The sequence below is a fragment of the Ilumatobacteraceae bacterium genome (assembly GCA_033344875.1).
GTDB lineage: Bacteria > Actinomycetota > Acidimicrobiia > Acidimicrobiales > Ilumatobacteraceae > Ilumatobacter.
In genome coordinates, this window is record JAWPMO010000001.1 from 4,068,134 (window position 1) to 4,091,599 (window position 23,466).

Genomic DNA, 23,466 nt, shown 5'->3' on the forward strand with positions numbered 1-23,466 from the left:
CACGCAGTGACACCGAACCGACGCATCAACACCGTCAACGAAGAAGGTCTGCCTCGTGCCCACCATCCAGCAGCTCGTCCGACAGGGTCGGAGCTCCAAGTTCACCAAGAGCAAGACACCGGCGCTCAAGGGTTCGCCCCAGCGCCGGGGTGTGTGCACCCGCGTGTACACCACGACCCCGAAGAAGCCGAACTCCGCACTGCGCAAGGTGGCGCGCGTCCGGCTCTCGAGCGGTATCGAAGTCACCGCCTACATCCCGGGCGAGGGCCACAACCTGCAGGAGCACTCGATCGTGCTCGTGCGCGGCGGTCGTGTCCGCGACCTGCCGGGTGTGCGATACAAGATCATCCGTGGAGCACTCGACGCCGCCGGCGTCAAGGGCCGCAAGCAGGCTCGCAGCCGTTACGGCGCGAAGCAGGAGCGCTGAGTCATGCCCCGTAAAGGTCCCGCCCCCCGTCGCGAGCTCGTCGCCGACCCGATCTACCGCTCGGTCGTCGTCACCCAGTTGATCAACAAGGTCATGCTGCACGGCAAGCGCAGCATCGCCGAGAAGATCGTGTACGACGCGATGTCGCTGATCGCGACCAAGACCGGCGAAGAGCCGCTCGACACCGTCAAGCGCGCCGTCGAGAACGTCAAGCCGCCGCTCGAGGTTCGCAGCCGTCGCGTCGGTGGCGCCACGTACCAGGTCCCGGTCGAGGTCCGTCCTCGCCGTGCCGGCACGCTCGCCATCCGCTGGCTCGTCGACTTCAGCCGGGCCCGCCGTGAGAAGACGATGGCCGAGTGCCTCGCCAACGAACTCATGGATGCCGCCAACGGCTTGGGCGCCGCGATGAAGAAGCGCGACGACATGCAGAAGATGGCCGACTCCAACAAGGCGTTCGCCCACTACCGCTGGTGACGTCCCGAGTCGTGCCCGTCGCGACTCGCCACGACATCCTCGAACGACCCGCCGGCGACGGCGGGTCGTTCGCTGTTTTCGGCGGAGCAGCGTCGAGGAGTGCCGGGTCGTCCGACCGCTAACCTCCCCGCGCATGAAGCTGCCGTTCCGATCGTCGCCGCTGCGGCGCTACTTCGAGCACAACGACGGTCACCTGATCGACAAGTGGATGCACTACTTCGGCATCTACGAACGCCACTTCGCGCCGTTCCGCCGCACCGATGTGCGGCTGCTCGAGATCGGCATCTCCCACGGCGGTTCGCTCCAGATGTGGAGGAGCTACCTCGGGCGTCGGGCGACGATCGTGGGGGTCGACATCGAGCCGCGGGTCGCCGACCTGGCCGAACCCGGCATCGACGTCCACGTGGGGAGCCAGTCCGACCCGGCGTTCCTCGCCGAACTCGTCGAACGGTACGGCGGATTCGACATCATCATCGACGACGGCAGCCACTGGTTCCGCGACCAGCAGGTCAGCCTCGACGTACTGTGGCCGGCGCTGTCCGAGGGGGGCGTCTACCTGGTCGAAGACGTGCACACGAGCTACCTACCGACCTACGAGGGCGGGCGCGGTGTCGACGAGACGTTCATCGGGGCGATCAAGGAGCGGATCGACGACCTGCACGGTTACTGGATCGAGGGGCAGGCGCCGCTCGAGTCCGAGTCGCGTCGATCCGACGAGCCGGCGGTCAACCGCTGGACGACCACGATCGAGGGCATTCACGTGTACGACAGCGTGGTGGTGCTCGACAAGCGCACCCGCGAGCGGCCGACCCGCCGAATGACCGGGCGGCCGGCGTTCGACACGCTCTACGACCATCCGGTCGAGGGGTTCATCGACGACGCGCACCGGGCACAGCTGGCCTCGCTCGGTCGGCCGATGGCGCGCCTGCGCCGCGCCGTCCGCGAGCCGCGCGCCACGTGGGCACGCGTGCGCTCCCGCTTCGGTCGCTGACCCGAACCGCCCGCTCGAGCGGCCGTCGCGATTGGTTCGGATTTCACGAACGCACTAAGATGGGTGTTCGGGGAACGAACGCGATGGGGGTCGTGACATGAACGTGCAGTCGATCATCGGATCCAAGGGGACCGACGTCGCCACCATCGAGCAGGTCGCGACGCTGGCCGACGCCATCGCCCGGCTCGGCGAGCACGGCATCGGGGCGCTCGTCGTCTCCGGCGACGGCAGCGCCATCGAAGGGATCGTCTCCGAACGCGACATCGTGCGGGCCGCGTCCCGCAGCGGTGCCGACTCGTTCGGAGCCACGGTCGGATCGGTGATGTCGACCGACGTCATCACGTGTTCGCTCGGCGATGGCGTCGACCGCCTGATGAGCCTGATGACCGAGCGCCGCATCCGTCATCTGCCGGTCGTCGACGATCGCGGACGGCTCGCCGGCATCGTGTCGATCGGCGATGTCGTCAAAGCCCGACTCGCCGAACTCGAGCAGGAGAACCAGGCGCTCAGCCAGTACATCTCCGGCCACTGACCCGGCGCCCCTCGACGTCCGTCCGCATCGCGGAGATCGACGGGAATCCTGTCCGTCCCAGGTGGTTGTTGGAACTCGGCCGATTACACTGGCCGATCGTGTTCGTGGCCGGTGCTGACCGGCACGACCGACGTTTTGTTCCTTGAGAGTTCGACCCGAAAGACGGAAGTGATCTGACGATGGCCAAGCGAGAGTTCCCCCTCGAGCGCACCCGCAACATCGGCATCATGGCGCACATCGATGCCGGTAAGACGACGACGACGGAGCGCATCCTCTTCTACACCGGGAAGAGCTACAAGATCGGCGAAGTCCACGACGGCGCCGCCACCATGGACCACATGGCGCAGGAGCAGGAGCGTGGCATCACGATCACGTCCGCGGCGACCACGTGTGTGTGGGACAACCACCGCATCAACATCATCGACACCCCCGGGCACGTCGACTTCACCATCGAGGTCGAGCGCTCGCTGCGCGTGCTCGACGGTGCGGTCACGGTGTTCGACTCGGTCGCCGGCGTCGAGCCGCAGACCGAGACGGTCTGGCGGCAGGCCAACAAGTACAACGTGCCCCGGTTCTGCTTCGTCAACAAGATGGACCGCATCGGCGCCAACTTCTATCGCACGGTCGACATGGTGAAGAGCCGCCTCGAGGCCAACCCGCTCGTGCTGCAGCTCCCGGTGGGCGCCGGCGGCCCCGAGTCGAACGAGCCGTTCATCGGTCTGGTCGACCTGATCAAGATGAAGGCCCTGCTCTGGCTCGACACCGACGAGAAGGACCTCGGCGCCACGTACGACGAGGTCGACATCCCCGACCACATGGTCGACCAGGCGAACGAGTACCGCGAGGCGCTCATGGACACGATCGCGACCGAGGACGAAGGGCTCATGGAGCTCTACCTCGGCGGCGAAGACGTGCCGGTCGACATGATCAAGAAGGCGATCCGTCAGGGCACGCTCAACAACGACTTCGTGCCGATCCTCTGTGGCTCGGCGTTCAAGAACAAGGGTGTCCAGCCGATGCTCGACGCCGTCATCGACTACCTGCCGTCACCGCTCGACGTCGAGCCGGCGCACGGGGTCACCACCGAGGGCGGCGAAGAGGTCGACGTCTATCGCGGCCCGAAGGACGATCCGTTCGCGGCGTTGGCGTTCAAGATCGTCGCCGACCCGTTCGGCAAGCTCACCTACTTCCGGGTCTACTCCGGCGAGATCAACAAGGGCGACGAGGTCTACAACTCCACCAAGGAGAAGCGTGAGCGTCTCGGCCGCATCCTGTTGATGCACGCCAACCAGCGCGAAGACCTCGACATCGCGATGGCCGGTGACATCGTCGCCGGGCTGGGCTTCAAGGAAGTCACCACCGGCGACACCCTCTGCGACCGCGACCACCACGTGATCCTGGAGAAGATGGAGTTCCCCGAGCCGGTCATCCACGTGGCGATCGAACCGAAGACCAAGTCCGACCAGGACAAGCTCGGCAAGGCGCTCAAGTCGCTGTCCGACGAGGACCCGACCTTCCGCATCCGCTCCGACGAAGAGACCGGCCAGACCGTGATCTCGGGCATGGGCGAGCTGCACCTCGAGGTGCTCGTCGACCGCATGATGCGCGAGTTCAACGTCGAGGCGACCGTCGGCAAGCCGCAGGTGGCGTACCGCGAGACCGTGACCAAGAAGGTCGAGGGCTACCAGTACAAGCACATCAAGCAGTCCGGTGGCTCCGGTCAGTTCGCCGTCGTCAAGCTCGACATCGAACCGAACCCGGGCAAGGGCTACGAGTTCGACGACAAGATCACCGGTGGCCGCATCCCGCGCGAGTACATCCAGCCCGTCAACCAGGGCATCCAGGCCGGCCTCGAGTCCGGGGTGCTCGCCGGCTACGGCATGGTCGACGTGAAGGTCAGCCTCGTCGACGGCCAGTACCACGACGTCGACTCGTCCGAGATGGCGTTCAAGATCGCCGGGCAGGCAGGCTTCAAGGAAGCCGCCGCCAAGGCCGGTGCCGTGCTGCTCGAGCCGATCATGGCCGTCGAGGTCGTCACGCCCGACGAGTACCTCGGCGACGTCGTCGGCGACCTCAACCGTCGTCGCGGTCGCATCGAGGGCATGGACGCCAACGGCAACGTGCAGCAGGTCAGGGCCCAGGTCCCGCTCTCCGAGATGTTCGGCTACTCGACCGATCTCCGCTCGTCCACCCAGGGCCGGGCCACCTACACCATGCAGTTCGCCGAGTACCAGCAGGTCCCCGAAGCGATCGCATCCGACATCGTGAAGCGGGTCCGCGGCGAGTGATCGCCGAGGTTCCCCGTTCCTTGACAACCCACATCTGATTCACCAGCGACAGTCGTCGTAGAAAGCACACGAGAGGTAGAGACACATGAGCAAGGCAAAGTTCGAGCGCAACAAGCCGCATGTCAACATTGGCACGATGGGTCACATCGACCATGGCAAGACGACGTTGACGGCGGCGATTTCGAAGACGTTGTCCGATCGCGGTTTGGCTGATTTTGCTGCGTTCGACACGATCGACAAGGCGCCGGAGGAGAAGGCTCGTGGTATCACGATCTCGATTGCTCATATCGAGTACGAGACCGAGAACCGGCATTACGCGCATGTCGACATGCCGGGTCATGCTGACTACATCAAGAACATGATCACGGGTGCGGCGCAGGTCGATGGTGCGATCTTGGTGGTGGCGGCGACCGATGGTCCGATGCCGCAGACGCGTGAGCATGTGTTGTTGGCCCGTCAGGTCGGTGTGCCGGCGATCGTGGTGGCGTTGAACAAGGCTGACATGGTCGACGACGAAGAGCTCCTCGAGTTGGTGGAGTTGGAGATTCGTGAGTTGTTGAACGAGTACGAGTTCCCGGGTGATGATGTTCCGGTGATCCCGGTGAGTGCGTTGAAGGCGCTCGAGGGTGATGCGGATGCTCAGGAGCAGGTGATGGCGTTGATGAATGCTGCTGATGAGTTCATTCCGGAGCCGGATCGTGATCTGGACAAGCCGTTCTTGATGCCGATCGAGGATGTGTTCACGATCACGGGTCGTGGCACGGTGGTGACGGGCAAGGTCGAGCAGGGCATCGTGAACACCGGTGATGAGATCGAGATCGTTGGGTTGCGTGATACGCAGAAGACGACGTGTACGGGTGTTGAGATGTTCCGGAAGTTGCTCGATCAGGGTCAGGCGGGTGACAACATCGGTGCGTTGTTGCGTGGTATCGACAAGGAGAATGTCGAGCGTGGTCAGGTGTTGTGTAAGCCGGGCAGTATCACGCCGCACACGAATTTCGAGGGTCAGGTGTATGTGTTGACGAAGGAGGAGGGTGGTCGTCACAAGCCGTTCTTCAACAACTATCGTCCGCAGTTCTTTTTCCGGACGACGGATGTGACGGGGACGATCGAGTTGCCGTCGGGGACGGAGATGGTGATGCCGGGTGACAACGTCGAGATGACGGTGGAGCTCGGGAAGGCGATCGCGATGGATGAGGGTCTGCGGTTCGCGATTCGTGAGGGTGGTCGTACCGTGGGTGCCGGCCGTGTCACCAAGATCCTCAAGTGACCGACGATTCGAACTGAAGAGAGACTGACATGGCACAGAACATTCGAATCCGCTTGAAGGCGTTCGATCACGAAGTCATCGACCAGTCGACGAAGAAGATCGTCGAGACGGTCAACCGGACCGACGCCACCATCCGTGGCCCGATCCCGTTGCCGACCGACAAGCACCGGTACACGGTCATCCGTGGACCGCACGTCGACAAGGACTCGCGTGAGCACTTCGAGATGCGCGTCCACAAGCGGCTGATCGACATCGTCAACCCCAACGCCAAGACCATCGACTCGCTGCAGCGCATCGAGCTCCCGGCCGGCGTCGACATCGAGATCAAGATCCAGCAAGCCTGAACCGACAGGTGATCCGAGCCGGCCACGTCGCCGATTCGGACACAACATGAACCCCGAGAGCCGGTGGCGTGATGCCACCGGCTCTCGTCGTTGTCGGGGGCATGTGTGAACACTGCGTGTCGAGCCGTCCCCGGCGTGCGAGCGGGGTCGCGAGAGGGGCTATTGTCCGCCCGATGACTGCGGCCGTGTCGATGCGATCGGTGACCAAGCGGTTCGACGATGTCGTCGCGGTCGATGCGCTCGACCTCGACATCGCCGACGGCGAGTTCTTCGCCCTGCTCGGGCCCTCGGGATGCGGCAAGACCACCACCCTCCGCATGATCGCCGGGCTCGAGATCCCATCGGCCGGCAGCTTGAAGATCTTCGGTGACGAGGTCGGCACCCTGCCGCCGAACAAGCGGCCCGTCAACACGGTGTTCCAGAACTACGCACTGTTCCCGCACATGTCGATCGCGGACAACGTCGCGTTCGGCCTGAAGATGCAGAAGGTCCCCAAGGCCGACGTGGCCCGCCGCGTCGACGAGGCGATCGGCCTGGTCCGACTGGGTGGCATGGAGAACCGGCGCCCGAACCAGCTCAGCGGTGGTCAGCAGCAGCGTGTGGCACTGGCTCGCGCCCTCGTCAACCGACCCAAGGTGTTGCTGCTCGACGAACCGCTCGCCGCGCTCGACCTCAAGCTCCGACAAGGCATGCAGATGGAGCTCAAGCAGTTGCAGCGCGAGGTCGGCATCACCTTCGTGTTCGTGACCCACGATCAGGAAGAAGCGCTGTCGATGGCCGACCGGATCGGTGTCATGGGCGACGGTCAGCTCCTGCAGGTCGGCACGCCCGAGGAGATCTACGACGCGCCGGTGAGCCGCTTCGTCGCGGACTTCATCGGACGGTCGAACTTCCTGCCCGGTACCGTCGAGTCCGACGACATCGTCTGCCTCGCCAACGGCACACGCATCGCCGTGAACTCGGCCGGTGCCGCCGGCGATCAGGTCGCCATCAGCCTGCGCCCAGAACGCGTCCAGATGGGTGCGGTGGGAGAGGCGCCCGACGGGCGGCCTTCGCTCGTCGGCACCGTTCAACTCATGACGTTCCTCGGGAGCGCGATCGTGTACCAGATCGCGTTCGACTGGCTGACGATCGAGGTGCGCGCCGAGAACCGGCCGAGCGTGGAGCGCCGACAGGTCGGTGACACGGTCAGCGTCTGGTGGCGCGACGACGCGGTCGCGGTGGTGCCCGGGTGAGTATCGACGCCGCAGAGTTGGCGTCGGGCACCGACGACGCCGACCACGCCGCGATCGGCGCGGACGTCGAGCGTCGTCTGCGCGCCGGTGACCGTCGCCGTGGCTTCCTGCTCGCTCTGCCCGCCTACGCGTACATGGTGCTGTTCTTCGGCGTCCCGTTGGTCATCGTGTTCGCCTACAGCTTCTCCACCCGTTCGCGCACCGGTGATCCGACCTTCTCCGAGCTCAGCTTCGACGCCTACGCGAAGTTGAAGGAGGAACTGGTCCGCAACGTCGCGATCAGGTCGGGGATCCTCGCTCTGGTCACGACCGTCCTGTGCCTCCTGTTCGCGTATCCGTTCGCGTACTTCGTGGCGACCCGCAAGGCGTCCACCCGGAACCTGTTGCTCGTCGCGGTGATGATCCCGTTCTGGACCAACTTCCTCGTCCGCAACTACGCGTGGCGGGTGCTGCTCTCGACGGGCGGGCCGATCTCGTCGGTCACGGAGACGATCGGACTCGGCGAGACCGACCTGCTGTTCACGCGGACGGCGGTCGTGATCGGTCTCGTCTACTCGTTCCTGCCGTTCATGATCCTGCCGCTGTACGCCTCGATCGAACGGATCGACTGGCGGCTGGTCGAGGCGAGCCGGGACCTGTACTGCAGCGGATGGAAGTCGTTCACCAAGGTCGTGCTCCCGCTTTCGCTCCCGGGGGTGATCGCCGGGTCGATCCTGGTCTTCGTGCCGAGCCTCGGTGCGTACGTGACGCCGGCGATCCTCGGCGGCGGCAAGGAGGCGCTGCTCGGTGAGTACATCGTGGGGCAGTTCCTGACGGCCCGCAACTGGCCCGTCGGTGCCTCGCTCTCGTTCGTCCTGATGACCGTCATGCTCGGCGCGACCATCGTGTACTTCCGGTCCGGGGGCAAGAACCTGTGAGTTCGTCCGCGAACCCCCGAGGGATCACCCGATGGCTGCTGGCCGGCAACGGCGGGTTGGTGCTGCTGTTCCTGTACGCCCCGATCATCCTGCTCGTGATCTTCAGTTTCAGCGCCGCTCGTGACCCGGGTGCCTGGGGCGGGTTCACCTTCGACTGGTATCGCGATCTCGGCAACGACGACAACGTGCAGAAGGCGATCGGGATCTCCGTCAAGGTCGCGATCGTCTCGACGATCGTCGCGACCCTGCTCGGCACGATGGCCGCCCTCGCCCTCGAACGGTTCCAGTTCCGGGGCAAGAAGGTGTTCGACGCGCTGCTGTACCTGCCGATCATCATCCCCGACGTGACGATGGCCGTGATGATGCTCCTGTTCTTCACGAAGGCGTTCGACGTCGTCGACCTGCTGTTCGGCATGCGGATCGGCAAGGGGTTCGCCACCGTCGTGGTCAGCCACGTCGCGTTCAACATCGCGTTCGTCTCGGTCGTCGTCCGGGCCAGGATCGCCGGGATGGACCAGACACTCGAGCAGGCCGCGAGCGATCTCTACGCCACGCGCTGGCAGGGCTTCCGGTACGTGACGTTGCCGCAGATCATGCCCGGCGTGCTCGGCGGGGCGCTCTTGGCGTTGACGTTGTCGCTCGACGACGTGGTCGTCACCCAGTTCGTGTCGGGACCCGGCAGCACGACGTTGCCCGTCTACGTCTTCGGCCTGATCCGGCGCGACGTGACGCCGCTGATCAACGCCGTCTCGGTCGTGATGCTCCTAGCATCACTCGTACTCGTCATCGCCTCACTCCTCGCGCAGCGTGCAAGTGCGGGACGACGGCGGCGAGATCTGATCACCACAGGGATCACTACAGGGGAGGAATAGATGAAGAAGCGACTGGCACTACCGCTGAGCGCGGTGCTGATCATCGGATCCGCCGCATGCGGCGGCGACGACGAAGGGACCTCGAGCGGCAGCGATTGTGAGGCCGGCCAGACCGACGGCGACCTCGCGCTGTACAACTGGTCCGAGTACCTCGACCCCGATCTGATCTCGGCGTTCGAAGCCGAGTACGACGTCACGGTCACCCAGGATTTCTACGACTCGAACGAGGCCATGCAGCCGGTGATCGCCGCCGGCAGCTCGGGCTACGACGTGATCGTCCCGTCCGACTACATGGTGTCGATCCTGATCGAGGGCGAGGACATCATGCCGCTCAACAAGGACGCGATCCCCAACTACGACAACCTGCTCCCGGAGTTCGCGTCCGGGCTGCCGTACGACCCCGACGGAGAGTACGTCGCCGCCTATCAGTGGGGTTCCACCGGACTCGGCGTCAACCTCGGCGAACTCGGCGACGACTTCCCGCGGTCGTGGGGACTCGTCTTCGACCCCGAACTGCGTGCCGAGTACGGCCTCGACGGCAAGGTCTCGCTGTTGAACGATCCGCGCGAGACGCTCGGCGCGGCGTTGAAGTACCTCGGCTATTCGCTCAACACCACGAGCGAGGAGGAGCTCGACGAGGCCCGCGACCTGTTGCGAGACACGGTGAGCGCACTCGCCGCGTTCGACTCGGACTCGTACGACGAGAACCTCGGCAACGGGACCACGATCGTCGGGCACGGCTACTCCGGCAACATGTTCGCCCAGTTCATCGACGCCGACGACCCCGAGAACTGGGACTACTTCATGCCGGAGGAGGGTGGCACGCAGTGGGTCGACAACATGGCCGTCGTCGCCGACGCGCCGCATCCGTGTACCGCGCACACGTTCATCAACTTCCTGCTCGATGCCGACAACGGGGCGGCGTTGTCCAACTGGAACTACTACGCCAGCCCGAACGAGGCGTCGCAGCCGATGATCGACGACGCGGTCAAGCCGTTCCTCGACAAGGCGACAGCCGGCGTCGACCCGGACAAGATCGAGTTCATCAGCGACACCGGTGACTTCGAGGTCAACTTCAGCGACGCCTTCACCGAGGCTCGCGGCTGACGTTCCGACCCGTCGGGCGGCGAGGGAGTCGCCGCTCGACGGGTGGATCGCACCCCGGTCGCAGGAATCCCATCCGGTCGGCCGGTGTTGCCACAGGTGTGAAGAAGGTGAGAACCATTCCGTCGCCCGTGACGAATGGTCAGTGTGATTGATAGACCTGGACCCATGACACCGCTGCCTCCCCCCGACAGGCCCGGTTCTTCCCCGGCGTCGACGTGGGCGTCACCGACGATCGTCGAGTTGACACCGAACGGGCCGGATCGGCGCGACGACTCCGCGCCACCGCCGCCTCCCCCGCAGCGCAAGCGGCGTCGCTGGGCGGGCCGTGTCGCCGCCGGTGCCGCGCTCGCGATCGCGATGGTCGGTGCCGGCGTGACCGGAGCGGTGGTCCAGCATCGGCTCGACGAAGACCCGACACCGCCGCAGCGCTCGTCCGGCGAGGCGCTCGACATCGGCGCGGTCCGCGCCGACGACCTCCCGCCGATCGACGTCGCCGCCGTCGCCGCCTATGTCGCACCGTCGATCGTGACCATCAGCGCCGACATCGACGGCCCCGAGGGCGTCGGCGGGTCGATCGGCACCGGCGTCATCACGACGTCCGACGGCGAGATCCTCACCAACGCCCATGTCGTCGAGGACGCCACGGCAATCCGTGTCCGCCTGGCGGGCGAGACCGAACCGCGTCCGGCCACCCTGCTGGCCGCCGACGCCGGCAACGACCTGGCGCTGCTGCGGGTCGCGGGCGACGATTTCGTCCCCGCCACCTTCGCCGACGCCGATTCGATGCGGATCGGCGACGAGGTCGTCGCGATCGGGTTCGCACTCGACCTCGACGGGGCACCGTCGGTCACCCGCGGCATCGTCTCCGCCCTCGACCGGACGATCGTCACCGCCGGGGGTGCACTCGACGGTCTCGTGCAGACCGATGCCGCCATCTCGTCCGGCAACTCCGGTGGACCGTTGGTCGATGCGCTCGGCCAGGTCGTCGGCATCAACACCGCCGTGGCCAGGGGCGATGCCACCGTCGCCGCGACCAACATCGGCTTCGCGATCTCCGTGGGCGAGGCGCTCCCGATCATCGAATCGTTGCGTGAACAGGCCGACGGCGAACCTCGTGACGAGGGCTATCTCGGCGTCGGACTCGACGACCGACGCGACGGCGGCCAGGGTGCGATCATCGCCCAGGTCGAGGAGGGCACGCCGGCCGAGGCGGCCGGGCTGCTGCCCGGCGACATCGTCATCTCCGTCGACGGGGCGCCGATCGAGGGTGGCGCCGGCCTGGTCGCAGCCGTTCGCGACCAGGAACCGGGCGACGAACTCGAGATCCAGGTCGTGCGTGGGAGCCAGGTCGTCACCGTGACGGTCGTGCTGACCGATCGACCCGAAGCCTGATCGCGGGTCGAACCCCGCAGGTTGTGGTGCCTGAACGGCACCGATAGCATTTCCTGGCCGTGTCCTGAGGGAACTCAGTCACGAACATAATCGCAATCGATGTCCATGTGAGCCTGATCCGGGTGACCGGCAGGGACCTCATGGCAACAACGTGACCGAGTGCTCCGCACGCCGTTTCGGCTGCGGAGCATTTGCGTGAGAAATCACCGGTCGCCAGTCAGCAGTGGATAGCCCCGCCGGGGCTCGATCAACAGCAAGGAACAGCCGGTATGGCACAGACAGTGATTCTCGGCGAGAAGGTCGGGATGACGCAGAAATGGGTGGATGACAAGGTCATCCCCGTCACGGTTCTCCGTGTCGAGCCCATGCGCATCGTCCAGATCAAGACCAACGAGCGCGACGGATACACCGCCCTGCAGGTGACCTACGGTCATCGCGAGGCGAAGAAGCTCAACAAGCCCGATGCGGGCCATTTCGAGAAGGCCGGCGTGCAGCCGGGCAAGCGGCTCGTCGAGCTGCGTCTCGACTCGGTCGACGGCTTCGAAGTCGGCCAGGAGATCACCGTCGAGTCGATCGCCGCCGGCAGCCGCGTCGACGTGACGGGCACCAGCCGAGGCAAGGGTTTCGCCGGTGTCATGAAGCGCCACAACTTCCGAGGCATGGGCGAAGGCCACGGCGTGCACCGCACGCACCGTATGCCCGGCTCGATCGGCGCCTGCTCGTTCCCCGGTCGTGTGTTCAAGGGCCAGCGGATGGCCGGCCACATGGGTCACGAGCAAGTCACCACGCTCAACCTCGAGGTCGTCGATTCCGACGTCGAGCGCAACGTTCTGCTGATCAAGGGCTCGGTTCCGGGTCCGAACGGCGGCGTCGTATCCGTCCGCAACGCCGTCAAGGCAACTGCCTCGTCGACCGGGAAGGGAGCCTGATCAACATGTCGCAGATCACCCTCAAGAACGCAGCCGGCAGCGACGCCGGCAAGGTCGACCTCGACGACAACACGTTCGGCATCGAGCCCAACGTGCCGGTCATGCACCAGGTCGTCACCGCTCAGCTCGCCGCCCGACGGGCCGGCACGCAGAGCACCAAGACCCGCAGCGAAGTCCGTGGTGGTGGCGCCAAGCCGTACCGCCAGAAGGGCACCGGCAACGCCCGTCAGGGCTCGATCCGTGCGCCGCACTACAGCGGTGGTGGCGTGGCCCTCGGCCCGAAGCCCCGCAAGTACGACCAGAAGACGCCGAAGAAGATGATCGGCCTCGCACTCCGCTCGGCGCTGTCCGACCGTGCCAACGAGGGCAAGATCATCGTCGTCGACTCCTGGGGTTGGGACTCGCCGAGCACCAAGGCCGCCAAGTCGGCGCTCGCCGGTCTCGGCATCGACGGCAAGGCGCTCGTCGTCGTCGACCGTGACGACGCCGCTGCGGCACTCAGCTTCCGCAACCTCGTCGAGGTCCAGCTGATCACCCCGGCCGAACTCAACGCCTACGACGTGCTCTGCAACGAGTACATCGTGTTCACGCAGGCCACCCTGCCCGCACCCGCCGCACCGAAGGTCACGAAGACCGAGGCCGCCCCCAAGTCAGCCGACGAGGGAAGCGCCAGCGACGAGTCGGAGGACGGGAGCGGTCAAAGCGAAGCGGAGACCAGTCCCGTCCCATCAGAATGGGCCGGATCGGCCAAGGCGCTCCCCGACGACGCGCAGCCCGAGGGCTACGACATCAAGGGCAACGCCGACTCGATGCTCTACCACGTGCCCGGGAGTGCGTTCTACGACCGCACCGTCGCCGAGGTCTGGTTCGACACCGAAGAGAACGCGGAAGCCGCCGGCTTCCAGAAGCCGCCGTCACAGCGTGACGCCGCCGACGAGAACGAGAGCGAAGGCTGATGAAGGACCCACGCGACATCATCATGGCGCCGGTCGTCTCCGAGAAGAGCTACGAGCTCATGGAGACCGGCGTCTACACGTTCAAGGTGCATCAGAGCGCCAGCAAGCCCGAGATCCGCGACGCCGTCGAGGCGATCTGGGGGGTCGAGGTGCTCAAGGTCAACACCCTCAACCGCAAGGGCAAGGCCACCCGAGTCCGAGGCACGAACCGCACCGGTTCCAAGCCGAACACCAAGCGCGCCATCGTCACGCTGGCAGCGGGCGAGATCCCGCTGTTCGAGAACTGAGGTCATCATGGCGATTCGTTCACGCAAGCCCACGAGCCCCGCACGTCGTTTCCAGACGTCGTCCGACTTCTCCGAAGTCACCAAGTCGACGCCGGAGAAGACGCTGCTGGCATCCAAGCCGAAGACCGGCGGCCGCAACGCCTACGGTCGCAAGACCTCGCGTCACCGCGGTGGCGGCCACAAGCAGCGCTACCGCGTGGTCGACTTCAAGCGGACCAAGGATTCGGTGACCGCCAAGGTCGCCGCCATCGAGTACGACCCGAACCGCACCTGCCGGATCGCGCTGCTCCACTACGCCGACGGCGAGAAGGCCTACATCCTGGCGCCCAAGGGCCTCAACGTGGGCGACCACGTCGAGAGCGGCCAGGGCGCCGACATCAAGCCCGGCAACGCACTGCCGCTCCGGTACATCCCGGTCGGTACCACGATCCACAACGTCGAGCTGCGGCCCGGTCAGGGTGGCAAGGTCGGTCGTTCGGCCGGCATCGCCGTCCAGCTGGTCGCCAAGGAAGGCGACTACGCCACGCTGCGTATGCCGTCGACCGAGATGCGTCGAGTCGCCATCGACTGCCGTGCAACGGTGGGCGAAGTCGGCAACTCCGAGCACGAGCTCGTCAAGATCGGCAAGGCCGGTCGCAACCGCTGGAAGGGCATCAAGCCCCAGACCCGCGGTGTCGCGATGAACCCGGTCGACCACCCCCTCGGTGGTGGTGAAGGCCGGACGTCCGGTGGTCGTCCCGCCGTGTCCCCGTGGGGCAAGCCCGAGGGCCGCACCCGTTCGAAGAAGAAGGCCAGCCAGAAGATGATCGTCCGTCGTCGCCGCTCCGGTCGCGGGCGTCGCTGAGGGATAGGGAAGAAGCAGAACCATGACACGCAGTCTCAAGAAGGGCCCCTTCGTCGACGAGCACCTGCTCAAGAAGGTCGATGCCCAGAACGACGCCGGCGAGCGCAAGGTCATCAAGACCTGGTCGCGTCGCTCGACGATCATCCCCGACATGGTCGGTCACACGATCGCCGTCCACGACGGCCGCAAGCACGTCCCGGTGTACGTCACCGAGTCGATGGTCGGCCACAAGCTCGGTGAGTTCAGCCCCACGCGGACCTTCAAGTTCCACGCTGGGCAGGAAAAGGGAGCTCGTCGATAATGCGCGGACCGAAGCTGAACGAAGGTGCCATCACGGCGACGCTCGAGCCGGGCGTCCGTCACGGCACCAAGGCCACCGCCAAGTACGTGCGGTCGTCGGCCTACAAGGCGCGGGTCGTGCTCGACCTGATCCGCGGACTCGATGTGTCGCGCGCCGACCAGGTGTTGCAGTTCACCGAGCGCGGCATCGCCCACGACATCCGCAAGGTGCTCGCCAGTGCGGTCGCCAACGCGAGCAACCCCGACAACACGGGTTCGTACATCGCCGACGCCGACGAGCTGTTCGTGCTCGCCTGTTTCGCCGACGAGGGCCCGACGCTGCGTCGTTTCCGCCCCCGTGCCCGTGGCCGCGCCACCCGCATCCGCAAGCGCACCTGCCACATCACGATCGTCGTCGCTCGCATGAGCGATGACCGACTCGAGGTCGTGCGGGCCCGCATCGACGGCAACACCGCCGGTGCCAGCGCCAACCGTCAGGCACGCGTCGAGCGCAGCCGCAAGCGCGCCGAAGCGGCCAAGGCCGGCGTCGACGCGATCGAGGCCGACGAGGCCACCGAGGATCTCGACGACGAGACCGCCGAGGACGTCGTCGGTACCGACGACGCCGAGGTGCAGGGTTTCGCCGACGTCGCCGATGCGGCCGACACCGCCGACGACAGCGGCGACGACGCCGTCGAAGCTCCGGCCGGTGAGTTCGCCGCTGCCGACTACGCAGGTGCCGTGCTGCCCGATGCCGATGGCAACGGGCCCGACACCCACCCGATCAAGGGCAACGCCGACTCGATGCTCTATCACACCCCCGACAGCCGCTACTACAAGGTCACCAAGGCCGAGGTGTGGTTCGACACCGAAGAGAACGCCGAGGCCGCAGGCTTCGCCAAGCCGGGCACCCAGAAGGACGAGGACTGATTCATGGGTCAGAAGATCAATCCGTACGGCTTCCGCCTCGGCGTGAGCACCGACTGGAAGAGCCGTTGGTTCTCCGAGCGTGAGTACAAGCAGTACCTCACCGAAGACTGGAAGATCCGTGAGGCGATCATGAAGCGGCTCGAGTCCGCCGCGATCAGCCGCATCGAGATCGAGCGGACCCGCGACAAGCTGCGCGTCGACGTGCACACCGCACGCCCGGGCATCGTCATCGGTCGTCGTGGCGCCCAGGCCGACGAGCTGCGCCAGATGATCACCGACATCACCGGCAACCAGAAGATCCAGCTGAACATCGTCGAGATCAAGACCCCCGAGCTCGACGCTGCGCTGATCGCACAGGGTGTCGCCGACCAGCTCGCCAACCGCATCGCCTTCCGGCGTGCGATGAAGCGGGCCGTCCAGAACGCCCAGCGCGCCGGTGCCCTCGGCATCCGCGTGCAGTGCTCCGGCCGCCTCGGCGGCGCCGAGATGAGCCGCACCGAGTGGTACCGCGAAGGCCGTGTGCCGTTGCACACGCTGCGTGCCGACATCGACTACGGCTTCCGTGAGGCGAAGACCGCCAACGGTCGCGTCGGCGTGAAGGTGTGGCTCTACAAGGGCGACATCCTCCCGTACAAGCCGGCCAACGAAGACAAGATCGCTCGTGAGGCGGCCATGGCCGTCGGCGAGACGTCGGGTCAGACCGCCGACGACGGCCCCCGCAAGGTCGTGTCGTCGGCAGCCCGCCAGCGCCAGGTCGCACCCGAGCCCGAGACGCAGCCCCTGATCAAGGACGCTGACCCCGAGCTCGAGAAGTTGCTCGACGAAGAAGAGACCATCGCCCGCAAGACCGGCGAAGGGGAGTGAGGAATCCATCATGTTGATGCCCCGCAAAGTCGCACATCGCAAACACCATCGTGGTCGCACGAAGGGCAAGGCCAAGGCCGGCACCGAACTGCATTTCGGTGAGTACGGCATCCAGGCCCTCGAGCCGGGCTGGCTGACCGCCCGCCAGATCGAGGCCGCCCGTATCGCCATGACCCGCGCCATCCGCCGTGGCGGCAAGGTCTGGATCAACATCTTCCCGGACAAGCCCGTCACGAAGAAGCCCGCCGAGACCCGCATGGGTTCCGGCAAGGGCAACCCCGAATTCTGGGTCGCCGTCGTGCGCCCGGGTCGTGTGCTCTTCGAGCTCTCGTACCCGGACGAGGCCACCGCCAAGGAAGCCATGAACAAGGCGATCCAGAAGCTCCCGATCAAGGCACGCGTCATCACGCGTGAGGAGATGATCTGACATGGCACGCAAGAACAAGCTGGCCGAGATGGACCTGACCGAGCTCGTCGAAGAGCTGCGCGAAACCAAGCACGAGGCGTTGAACCTCCGCTTCCGGAACGCGACCGGTCAGCTCGAGAACACCGCTGAGATCCCGAAGGTGCGCCGACAGATCGCGCGTATCAACACCCTCATCCGTCAGCGTGAGATCGCTGCGGCCGAGGCGGAAGGCTGAGAGACATGAGCGAAACAGACACCACCGCCACCGAGGCGTCGAGCACCGAGCGCACGGCCCGGAAGGTTCGTGAAGGCGTCGTGACGTCGGCCGGGATGGACAAGACGATCGTCGTCACCATCACCGACCGCGTGCGTCACGCCAAGTACAACAAGTTCGTCCTGAAGAGCAAGAAGCTCTACACCCACGACGAGACCAACGACGCCGGAGTCGGCGACAAGGTCCGCGTCATGGAGTGCCGGCCGATGAGCAAGAACAAGCGCTGGCGTCTCGTCGACGTCATCGAGCGGGCACGGTGAACCGATGATTCAGCAAGAGTCGCGACTTCGGGTCGCCGACAACAGTGGTGCCAAGGAAGTCCTCTGCATCAAGGTGCTCGGTGGCACGCGCCGCCGGTACGCCTCGATCGGTGACGTCTTCGTGGCCACCGTCAAAGATGCCATCCCGGGCGCCGGGGTGAAGAAGGGCGACGTCGTCAAGTGCGTCGTCGTCCGAGTCAAGAAGGAAAAGCGTCGCCCGGATGGCAGTTACATCCGCTTCGACGAGAACGCAGCCGTGCTGATCAAGGACGATCTCACGCCTCGCGGCACCCGCATCTTCGGCCCGGTCGGCCGTGAGTTGCGTGATCGCAAGTTCATGCGCATCGTGTCGCTCGCACCGGAGGTGATCTGACATGAAACTCCGCAAGGGAGATCCGGTCCGTGTGATCACGGGCAAAGACAAGGGCAAGGAAGGCGTGGTCGAACACGTCTACCCCAAGGCCAACAAGGTGATCGTCACCGGTGTGAACACCGCGTCGAAGCATCAGCGTGCCGCTCGTGCCAACGAGCAGGCCGGGATCATCGACCGCGACATGCCGATCGACGCCTCCAACGTCATGTTCGTGCACAAGGGCAACACCGTGCGTCTCGGATACACCGAGAACAGCAAGGGTGAGAAGGTCCGTATCGCACGCCCGAGTGGTGAGGAAGTCTGATGAACGCCACCGCAACCCAGCCCCGTCTCAAGGCGCGGTACAACAACACGATCAAGGCGCAGCTCGCCAAGGACCTCGGCATCGAGAACGCGATGCAGATCCCGAGGCTCGACAAGATCGTCATCAACATGGGCGTCGGCCGGGCCACGCAGCAGCCGTCGCTGCTCGAAAAGGCCGTCGACGAGCTCACGCTGATCGCCGGCCAGAAGCCGGTCGTCACCAAGGCGCAGACCTCGATCGCCGGCTTCAAGCTCCGTGAGGGCCAGGCCATCGGCACCAAGGTGACGCTGCGCGGCGATCGCATGTGGGAGTTCTACGACCGCCTGATCTCGGTGGCCATCCCCCGTATCCGTGACTTCCGCGGTCTGCCGGCTCATTCGTGGGACGGCCGGGGCAACTACACGTTCGGTCTCAACGACCAGACCGTGTTCCCCGAGATCAACGTCGACAACGTCGACCACCAGCGGGGCATGGACATCACCATCGTCACGACGGCGGTCACCAACGAGGCCGGCAAGGCGCTGCTCGATGCGTTCGGCTTCCCCTTCAAGAAGGGCGCCGACGCCGACAACGCCCCCCGCAAGAAGAAGAGCCGTGGTCCGTACCGCGGTGGCAAGAAGAAGTGAACGAGTAGGCGAGAGAGAGATACGACATGGCCAAGAAAGCACTCGTCAACAAGGCGGCTGGTACGCCCAAGTTCAAAGTTCGCGCCTACACCCGCTGCCGCCGTTGCGGCCGGTCCCGTTCGGTCTTCAGGAAGTTCGGCCTCTGCCGCATCTGCTTGCGTGAGCTCGCACATGCCGGTGAGATCCCCGGCCTGACGAAGTCGAGCTGGTGAGGGAGGAAGAAACATGCTGACTGATCCCATTGCCGACATGCTGACCCGGATTCGCAACGCGAACACGGCGATGCACGACGAGGTGCGTATGCCCTCGTCGAAGCAGAAGGTCGCACTCGCCAAGGTCCTCGAATCCGAGGGCTACATCGGAGGCTTCGAGGTCGCACCGTCGACCAAGGGCCCCGGCGACGTGCTCACCATCTCGATGAAGTACTCCGACGATCGTGAACGCACGATCTCCGGCCTTCGTCGCATCTCCACCCCGGGCTTGCGCGTCTACCGCAAGTCGACCGCCGTGCCTCGTGTGCTCGGTGGTCTCGGTGTGGCCGTCCTGTCCACCAGCCATGGGCTCATGACCGACCGCGAGGCGCGCAAGCGCAACGTCGGCGGCGAAGTCCTCTGCTACGTCTGGTGAGCCAGAGGATCGAAGGGAAGACTCATGTCTCGTATCGGTAACGCACCCGTCACCGTCCCGTCCGGCGTCGACGTCACGGTCGCCGACGGCAACGTCACGGTCAAGGGCCCGAAGGGCTCGCTCAGCCGCCCCATCCCGGGTGGCATCGAGATCCGTCAGGAGGACGGCGCACTCACGTTCGTGCGCCCCAACGACGAGCGCAAGAACAAGGCGCTCCACGGCCTGACCCGGAGCCTCGTCAACAACATGGTCATCGGGGTCACCGACGGCTACAAGAAGCAGCTCGAGATCGTCGGCGTCGGCTACCGCGCCGAGGCCCAGGGTGCCAATGCGCTCCGGCTCAATCTCGGCTTCAGCCACCCGGTCAACGTGACCGCTCCCGAGGGCATCACCTTCGAGGTCCCGGCCCCGACGCAGGTCGTCGTGTCCGGCATCGACAAAGAGGTCGTCGGCCAGGTGGCCGCCAACATCCGCAGCATCCGCAAGCCCGAGCCCTACAAGGGCAAGGGCGTCCGGTATGCCGGCGAGCGCGTCCTGCGCAAGGCCGGCAAGGCAGGTAAGAAGTAATGAGTGACATCGCCAAGGCACGCCGTGAGGGCCGCATCCGCCGCCATCGTCGGGTCCGCAAGAAGGTGCACGGCACCGCGGCCCGTCCGCGCCTCGCCGTTCACCGGTCGAACAAGCACATCACCGTCCAGGTGATCGACGACGACGCCCGCCGCACGCTGGCGGCTGCGTCCACCAACGAAGCCGACCTGCGCAGCAGCAGCGGTGCGACGGTCGCCGCGGCCGAGCGCGTCGGTCAGCTCGTCGCCGAGCGGGCCAAGGCCGCCGGCATCGACACCGTGGTCTTCGACCGCGGTGGATTCGCCTACCACGGTCGCGTCGCTGCGATCGCCGAGGCAGCACGCAAAGCAGGTCTGGAGTTCTGATGGCGTACAACAACGACAATCGCAACGATCGCGACAACGAGGGCGGGCTGCGCGAGTCGCGCGTCATCACGATCAACCGTGTCGCCAAGGTCGTCAAGGGTGGCCGTCGCTTCAGCTTCACGGCGCTCGTCGTGGTCGGTGACGGCAACGGTCGCGTCGGCCTCGGCTACGGCAAGGCCAAGGAAGTTCCGTTGGCCATCCAGAAGGGCACCGAGGAAGCCAAGCGCAACCTCTTCGAGGTGCCGCTGGCCGGTTCCACGATCATCCACCCCGTGCTCGGCTCGACCGGTGGCGGTCGTGTGCTCATGAAGCCGGCATCCGTTGGTACCGGCGTCATCGCCGGTGGCGCCGCACGCATCATCCTGGAAGAAGCCGGTGTGCACGACATCCTGTGCAAGTCGCTCGGCTCCGCCAACCACATCAACGTCGCCCGCGCCACGATCGCCGGTCTCAAGTCGCTCCAGCGGCCCGACGAGATCGCCAAGCGCCGTGGCATCCCGGCCGACACGTTCGTGCCGAAGGGTCTGCTCAAGGCGTACGAAGAGCGCCAGAAGCAGATGGCTGCCGGCGTCTCCACGAGTCAGGACTGAGGGAACGACCAATGAGTGAGAACACCATCTCCGTCAAGCAGGTGAAGTCCGCGATCGGCGAGAAGCCCAAGGCTCGCGGCACCCTGCGGGCGTTGGGTCTCGGCCGGATCGGCAAGACCAACACCCTTCCCGATCGCCCCGAGATCCGCGGCATGATCCATCGTGTGCCGCACCTCATCGAAGTCACAGAAGGAGCTGAGTGATCATGCGTGTCGACGATCTCGCACCAGCACCAGGTTCGAAGCGGCGCGCCAAGCGCGTCGGCCGCGGTATCGGCGGCAAGGGCGGCAAGACCGCCGGTCGCGGTACCAAGGGACAGCGCGCCCGCAACACGGTCGCGCGCGGTTTCGAAGGTGGCCAGATGCCCCTCAAGCAGCGGGTGCCGAAGCTCAAGGGCTTCACCAACCCGTTCCGCGTCGAGTACTCGGCGGTCAACCTCGACACGCTGAACGAACTCGGCGAGTCGACGGTCGATCCCGACCTGCTCGTCGCTCGTGGCATCGTCCGGAAGGGCGCCTTCGTCAAGATCCTCGGCCGCGGTGAGATCACCGCCAAGCTCGACGTCCACGCACACGCGGTCTCCAAGGCGGCCGAAGCCGCGATCACGGGTGCCGGTGGCACCGTCACGCTGATCACGCTGCCGTTCAAGGAAGAGGGCAAGGCGGGCCGACCCGCCGCCAAGGGCAACCAGTTCACGAACCGGTAACTCCGGTCGACCTGCGACGGCGGCGGCTCCTCGCGAGCCCCGCCCGCTAACCTGCCCGAGTCCCCGAACACGAGGAAAACATCGCCAGTGCTGTCGAATTTGTTGAACATCTTCAAGGTTGCGGATCTTCGGAACAAGATCCTGTTCACCTTCATGATCGTGGCGCTGTACCGCATCGGTGCCGCCATTCGTGTGCCGGGCGTCGACCCGCTCGCGATCGATCAGCTCCAGGAGAGCACCGGCGACGGTGTGCTCGGCTTGTTCAACCTGTTCTCCGGCGGTGCCTTCGAGTCGTTCTCGATCTTCGCGCTCGGCATCATGCCGTACATCACGGCCAGCATCATCATGCAGGTGCTCGGCGTCGTCATCCCCAAGCTGGAAGAACTCCAGCAGGAGGGTGCCGTCGGTCAACGCAAGATCACGCAGTACACCCGCTACGTGACGATCGCGTTGGCGCTGTTGCAGTCGACGGTGCTGGTCTTCCTGTTCGGTACCGGCGGTGGCGGCGCGTTCTTCAGCGCGGTCCAGGCGCCGTCGGTGCCGCTGTTGCCCGACGGCATCTGGCCGCGCGGCTACCTGATCATCCCCACCCTCGTCGCCGGCACCGCCGTCCTGATGTGGATGGGTGAGCTGATCTCGCAGCGTGGCATCGGCAACGGCATGTCGATGGTCATCTTCGCCTCGGTCGTCGCCTCCTTGCCCGGCGGGTTCTACTCGATCCTCCAGGTCAACAAGGTCTTCTGGTTCGTGGTGATGATCGTCGTCACGATCGGGATCATCGTGGCGGTGGTGTTCATCGAACTCGGCCAACGCCGTATCCCGGTCCAGTTCGCGAAACGTGTGGTAGGCCGTCGGATGATGGGTGGCCAGAACACCTACATCCCGCTCAAGGTCAACCAGTCCGGTGTGATCCCGATCATCTTCGCCAGCTCGATCCTGCTGCTGCCGGCCATCATGGTCAGCTTCCTCGGCAACGGCGACGCGAACAGCAGCAACTGGTGGGACAAGGCTCGTGGCCAGGCCCAGGAGTTCGTCGACCAGTACATCCTGAACAGTCAGAACCTGGTGTATGTCACGATCTTCGCCCTGTTGATCATCGCCTTCGCCTACTTCTACAACTCGATCGCGTTCGACCCGGTCCGCCAGGCCGACCAGATCCGCCGTCAGGGCGGGTTCATCCCCGGCGTCCGTCCCGGTCCGCAGACCGAGGCGTACCTCGGCAAGGCCGTCAACCGGATCACGCTGCCGGGCGCCGTGTTCATCGCGATCATCGCGATCCTGCCGTATCTGATCCTGTGGGCCGCCGACGTGAACTCCTTCGCCTTTGCCGGCACGAGCGTCCTCATCTCGGTGGGTGTGGCCCTCGAGCTGATGCGCCAGATCGACAGCCAGCTGATGCTGCGCAACTACGCCGGGTTCCTGAAGTAGTC

General features: G+C 65.5%; 31 protein-coding genes and 2 pseudogenes. All 33 read left to right on the forward strand.

Annotation, left to right across the window (positions count from 1 at the left end; all coding sequences use genetic code 11):
- Positions 1–55: 55 nt before the first annotated feature.
- The 33 genes and pseudogenes from rpsL (at position 56) to secY (ending at position 23,464) form a co-directional block, all read left to right on the forward strand.
- A complete protein-coding gene (gene rpsL / locus R8G01_19285; GenBank protein ID MDW3216146.1) occupies positions 56–427 on the forward strand; it encodes a 30S ribosomal protein S12 in 372 nt (123 codons plus the stop codon).
- Positions 428–430: 3 nt separating this feature from the next.
- A complete protein-coding gene (gene rpsG / locus R8G01_19290) occupies positions 431–901 on the forward strand; it encodes a 30S ribosomal protein S7 (protein ID MDW3216147.1) in 471 nt (156 codons plus the stop codon).
- 133 nt (positions 902–1,034) lie between these two features.
- Positions 1,035–1,892, forward strand: coding sequence for a class I SAM-dependent methyltransferase (locus tag R8G01_19295; GenBank protein MDW3216148.1), 858 nt, complete (start codon positions 1,035–1,037; stop codon positions 1,890–1,892).
- Positions 1,893–1,989: 97 nt separating this feature from the next.
- A complete protein-coding gene (locus tag R8G01_19300) occupies positions 1,990–2,424 on the forward strand; it encodes a CBS domain-containing protein (GenBank protein MDW3216149.1) in 435 nt (144 codons plus the stop codon).
- A gap of 179 nt (positions 2,425–2,603) precedes the next feature.
- Positions 2,604–4,712 (forward strand): elongation factor G, encoded by a 2,109-nt coding sequence (gene fusA, locus R8G01_19305; protein MDW3216150.1) that lies wholly within the window; start codon positions 2,604–2,606, stop codon positions 4,710–4,712.
- A gap of 85 nt (positions 4,713–4,797) precedes the next feature.
- Positions 4,798–5,982: an elongation factor Tu gene (gene tuf / locus R8G01_19310; protein ID MDW3216151.1), complete on the forward strand. Its 1,185-nt coding sequence runs from the start codon at positions 4,798–4,800 to the stop codon at positions 5,980–5,982.
- Positions 5,983–6,011: 29 nt separating this feature from the next.
- On the forward strand, positions 6,012–6,326 hold the full coding sequence (rpsJ, locus tag R8G01_19315) for a 30S ribosomal protein S10 (protein ID MDW3216152.1): 315 nt from the start codon (positions 6,012–6,014) through the stop codon (positions 6,324–6,326).
- Positions 6,327–6,499: 173 nt separating this feature from the next.
- Complete coding sequence (locus R8G01_19320; GenBank protein MDW3216153.1) at positions 6,500–7,561, forward strand: ABC transporter ATP-binding protein; 1,062 nt, start codon at positions 6,500–6,502, stop codon at positions 7,559–7,561.
- Positions 7,558–8,478 (forward strand): ABC transporter permease, encoded by a 921-nt coding sequence (locus tag R8G01_19325; GenBank protein ID MDW3216154.1) that lies wholly within the window; start codon positions 7,558–7,560, stop codon positions 8,476–8,478. The genes R8G01_19320 and R8G01_19325 overlap by 4 nt, the downstream gene beginning before the upstream one ends.
- Complete coding sequence (locus R8G01_19330; protein MDW3216155.1) at positions 8,475–9,350, forward strand: ABC transporter permease; 876 nt, start codon at positions 8,475–8,477, stop codon at positions 9,348–9,350. The genes R8G01_19325 and R8G01_19330 overlap by 4 nt, the downstream gene beginning before the upstream one ends.
- A complete protein-coding gene (locus tag R8G01_19335; protein ID MDW3216156.1) occupies positions 9,351–10,457 on the forward strand; it encodes a spermidine/putrescine ABC transporter substrate-binding protein in 1,107 nt (368 codons plus the stop codon).
- 240 nt (positions 10,458–10,697) lie between these two features.
- The gene (locus R8G01_19340; protein ID MDW3216157.1) at positions 10,698–11,849 is read left to right on the forward strand and encodes a trypsin-like peptidase domain-containing protein; all 1,152 of its coding nucleotides are present in this window, start codon (positions 10,698–10,700) and stop codon (positions 11,847–11,849) included.
- Between the two features lie 269 nt (positions 11,850–12,118).
- Complete coding sequence (gene rplC, locus R8G01_19345; protein ID MDW3216158.1) at positions 12,119–12,778, forward strand: 50S ribosomal protein L3; 660 nt, start codon at positions 12,119–12,121, stop codon at positions 12,776–12,778.
- A gap of 5 nt (positions 12,779–12,783) precedes the next feature.
- Positions 12,784–13,734, forward strand: a complete 951-nt coding sequence (rplD, locus tag R8G01_19350) for a 50S ribosomal protein L4 (GenBank protein MDW3216159.1) — start codon at positions 12,784–12,786, stop codon at positions 13,732–13,734.
- Positions 13,734–14,021, forward strand: a complete 288-nt coding sequence (gene rplW, locus R8G01_19355; GenBank protein MDW3216160.1) for a 50S ribosomal protein L23 — start codon at positions 13,734–13,736, stop codon at positions 14,019–14,021. The genes rplD and rplW overlap by 1 nt, the downstream gene beginning before the upstream one ends.
- 7 nt (positions 14,022–14,028) lie before the next feature.
- Positions 14,029–14,865 carry a 50S ribosomal protein L2 gene (gene rplB, locus R8G01_19360; GenBank protein ID MDW3216161.1) on the forward strand — a complete coding sequence of 279 codons (837 nt, stop codon included), beginning with the start codon at positions 14,029–14,031 and terminating at the stop codon, positions 14,863–14,865.
- Positions 14,866–14,887: 22 nt separating this feature from the next.
- Complete coding sequence (gene rpsS / locus R8G01_19365; protein ID MDW3216162.1) at positions 14,888–15,166, forward strand: 30S ribosomal protein S19; 279 nt, start codon at positions 14,888–14,890, stop codon at positions 15,164–15,166.
- Positions 15,167–15,195: 29 nt separating this feature from the next.
- Positions 15,196–15,564: pseudogene (gene rplV, locus R8G01_19370) on the forward strand (50S ribosomal protein L22).
- A gap of 513 nt (positions 15,565–16,077) precedes the next feature.
- A pseudogene (rpsC, locus tag R8G01_19375) lies at positions 16,078–16,710 on the forward strand (30S ribosomal protein S3).
- A gap of 238 nt (positions 16,711–16,948) precedes the next feature.
- Entirely contained in the window at positions 16,949–17,365 is a 417-nt protein-coding gene (gene rplP / locus R8G01_19380) for a 50S ribosomal protein L16 (GenBank protein MDW3216163.1), read from the forward strand.
- Between the two features lies 1 nt (position 17,366).
- Positions 17,367–17,579 (forward strand): 50S ribosomal protein L29, encoded by a 213-nt coding sequence (rpmC, locus tag R8G01_19385; GenBank protein MDW3216164.1) that lies wholly within the window; start codon positions 17,367–17,369, stop codon positions 17,577–17,579.
- Between the two features lie 5 nt (positions 17,580–17,584).
- The gene (gene rpsQ, locus R8G01_19390) at positions 17,585–17,878 is read left to right on the forward strand and encodes a 30S ribosomal protein S17 (GenBank protein ID MDW3216165.1); all 294 of its coding nucleotides are present in this window, start codon (positions 17,585–17,587) and stop codon (positions 17,876–17,878) included.
- A gap of 4 nt (positions 17,879–17,882) precedes the next feature.
- Complete coding sequence (gene rplN / locus R8G01_19395; GenBank protein MDW3216166.1) at positions 17,883–18,251, forward strand: 50S ribosomal protein L14; 369 nt, start codon at positions 17,883–17,885, stop codon at positions 18,249–18,251.
- Position 18,252: 1 nt separating this feature from the next.
- On the forward strand, positions 18,253–18,555 hold the full coding sequence (gene rplX / locus R8G01_19400) for a 50S ribosomal protein L24 (GenBank protein MDW3216167.1): 303 nt from the start codon (positions 18,253–18,255) through the stop codon (positions 18,553–18,555).
- On the forward strand, positions 18,555–19,181 hold the full coding sequence (gene rplE / locus R8G01_19405) for a 50S ribosomal protein L5 (GenBank protein MDW3216168.1): 627 nt from the start codon (positions 18,555–18,557) through the stop codon (positions 19,179–19,181). Before rplX ends, rplE begins: the two co-directional genes overlap by 1 nt.
- Positions 19,182–19,207: 26 nt before the next feature.
- The gene (locus R8G01_19410; GenBank protein ID MDW3216169.1) at positions 19,208–19,393 is read left to right on the forward strand and encodes a type Z 30S ribosomal protein S14; all 186 of its coding nucleotides are present in this window, start codon (positions 19,208–19,210) and stop codon (positions 19,391–19,393) included.
- A 13-nt stretch (positions 19,394–19,406) separates the two neighbouring features.
- Positions 19,407–19,808, forward strand: coding sequence for a 30S ribosomal protein S8 (gene rpsH / locus R8G01_19415; GenBank protein ID MDW3216170.1), 402 nt, complete (start codon positions 19,407–19,409; stop codon positions 19,806–19,808).
- Between the two features lie 24 nt (positions 19,809–19,832).
- Complete coding sequence (gene rplF / locus R8G01_19420; GenBank protein MDW3216171.1) at positions 19,833–20,375, forward strand: 50S ribosomal protein L6; 543 nt, start codon at positions 19,833–19,835, stop codon at positions 20,373–20,375.
- Entirely contained in the window at positions 20,375–20,740 is a 366-nt protein-coding gene (gene rplR / locus R8G01_19425) for a 50S ribosomal protein L18 (protein ID MDW3216172.1), read from the forward strand. Before rplF ends, rplR begins: the two co-directional genes overlap by 1 nt.
- Positions 20,740–21,330, forward strand: coding sequence for a 30S ribosomal protein S5 (rpsE, locus tag R8G01_19430; protein ID MDW3216173.1), 591 nt, complete (start codon positions 20,740–20,742; stop codon positions 21,328–21,330). The genes rplR and rpsE overlap by 1 nt, the downstream gene beginning before the upstream one ends.
- 11 nt (positions 21,331–21,341) lie before the next feature.
- Positions 21,342–21,533 carry a 50S ribosomal protein L30 gene (gene rpmD, locus R8G01_19435; protein MDW3216174.1) on the forward strand — a complete coding sequence of 64 codons (192 nt, stop codon included), beginning with the start codon at positions 21,342–21,344 and terminating at the stop codon, positions 21,531–21,533.
- 2 nt (positions 21,534–21,535) lie between these two features.
- Positions 21,536–22,036 carry a 50S ribosomal protein L15 gene (rplO, locus tag R8G01_19440; GenBank protein ID MDW3216175.1) on the forward strand — a complete coding sequence of 167 codons (501 nt, stop codon included), beginning with the start codon at positions 21,536–21,538 and terminating at the stop codon, positions 22,034–22,036.
- Between the two features lie 87 nt (positions 22,037–22,123).
- The gene (secY, locus tag R8G01_19445; protein ID MDW3216176.1) at positions 22,124–23,464 is read left to right on the forward strand and encodes a preprotein translocase subunit SecY; all 1,341 of its coding nucleotides are present in this window, start codon (positions 22,124–22,126) and stop codon (positions 23,462–23,464) included.
- The last annotated feature ends 2 nt before the right edge of the window (positions 23,465–23,466 follow it).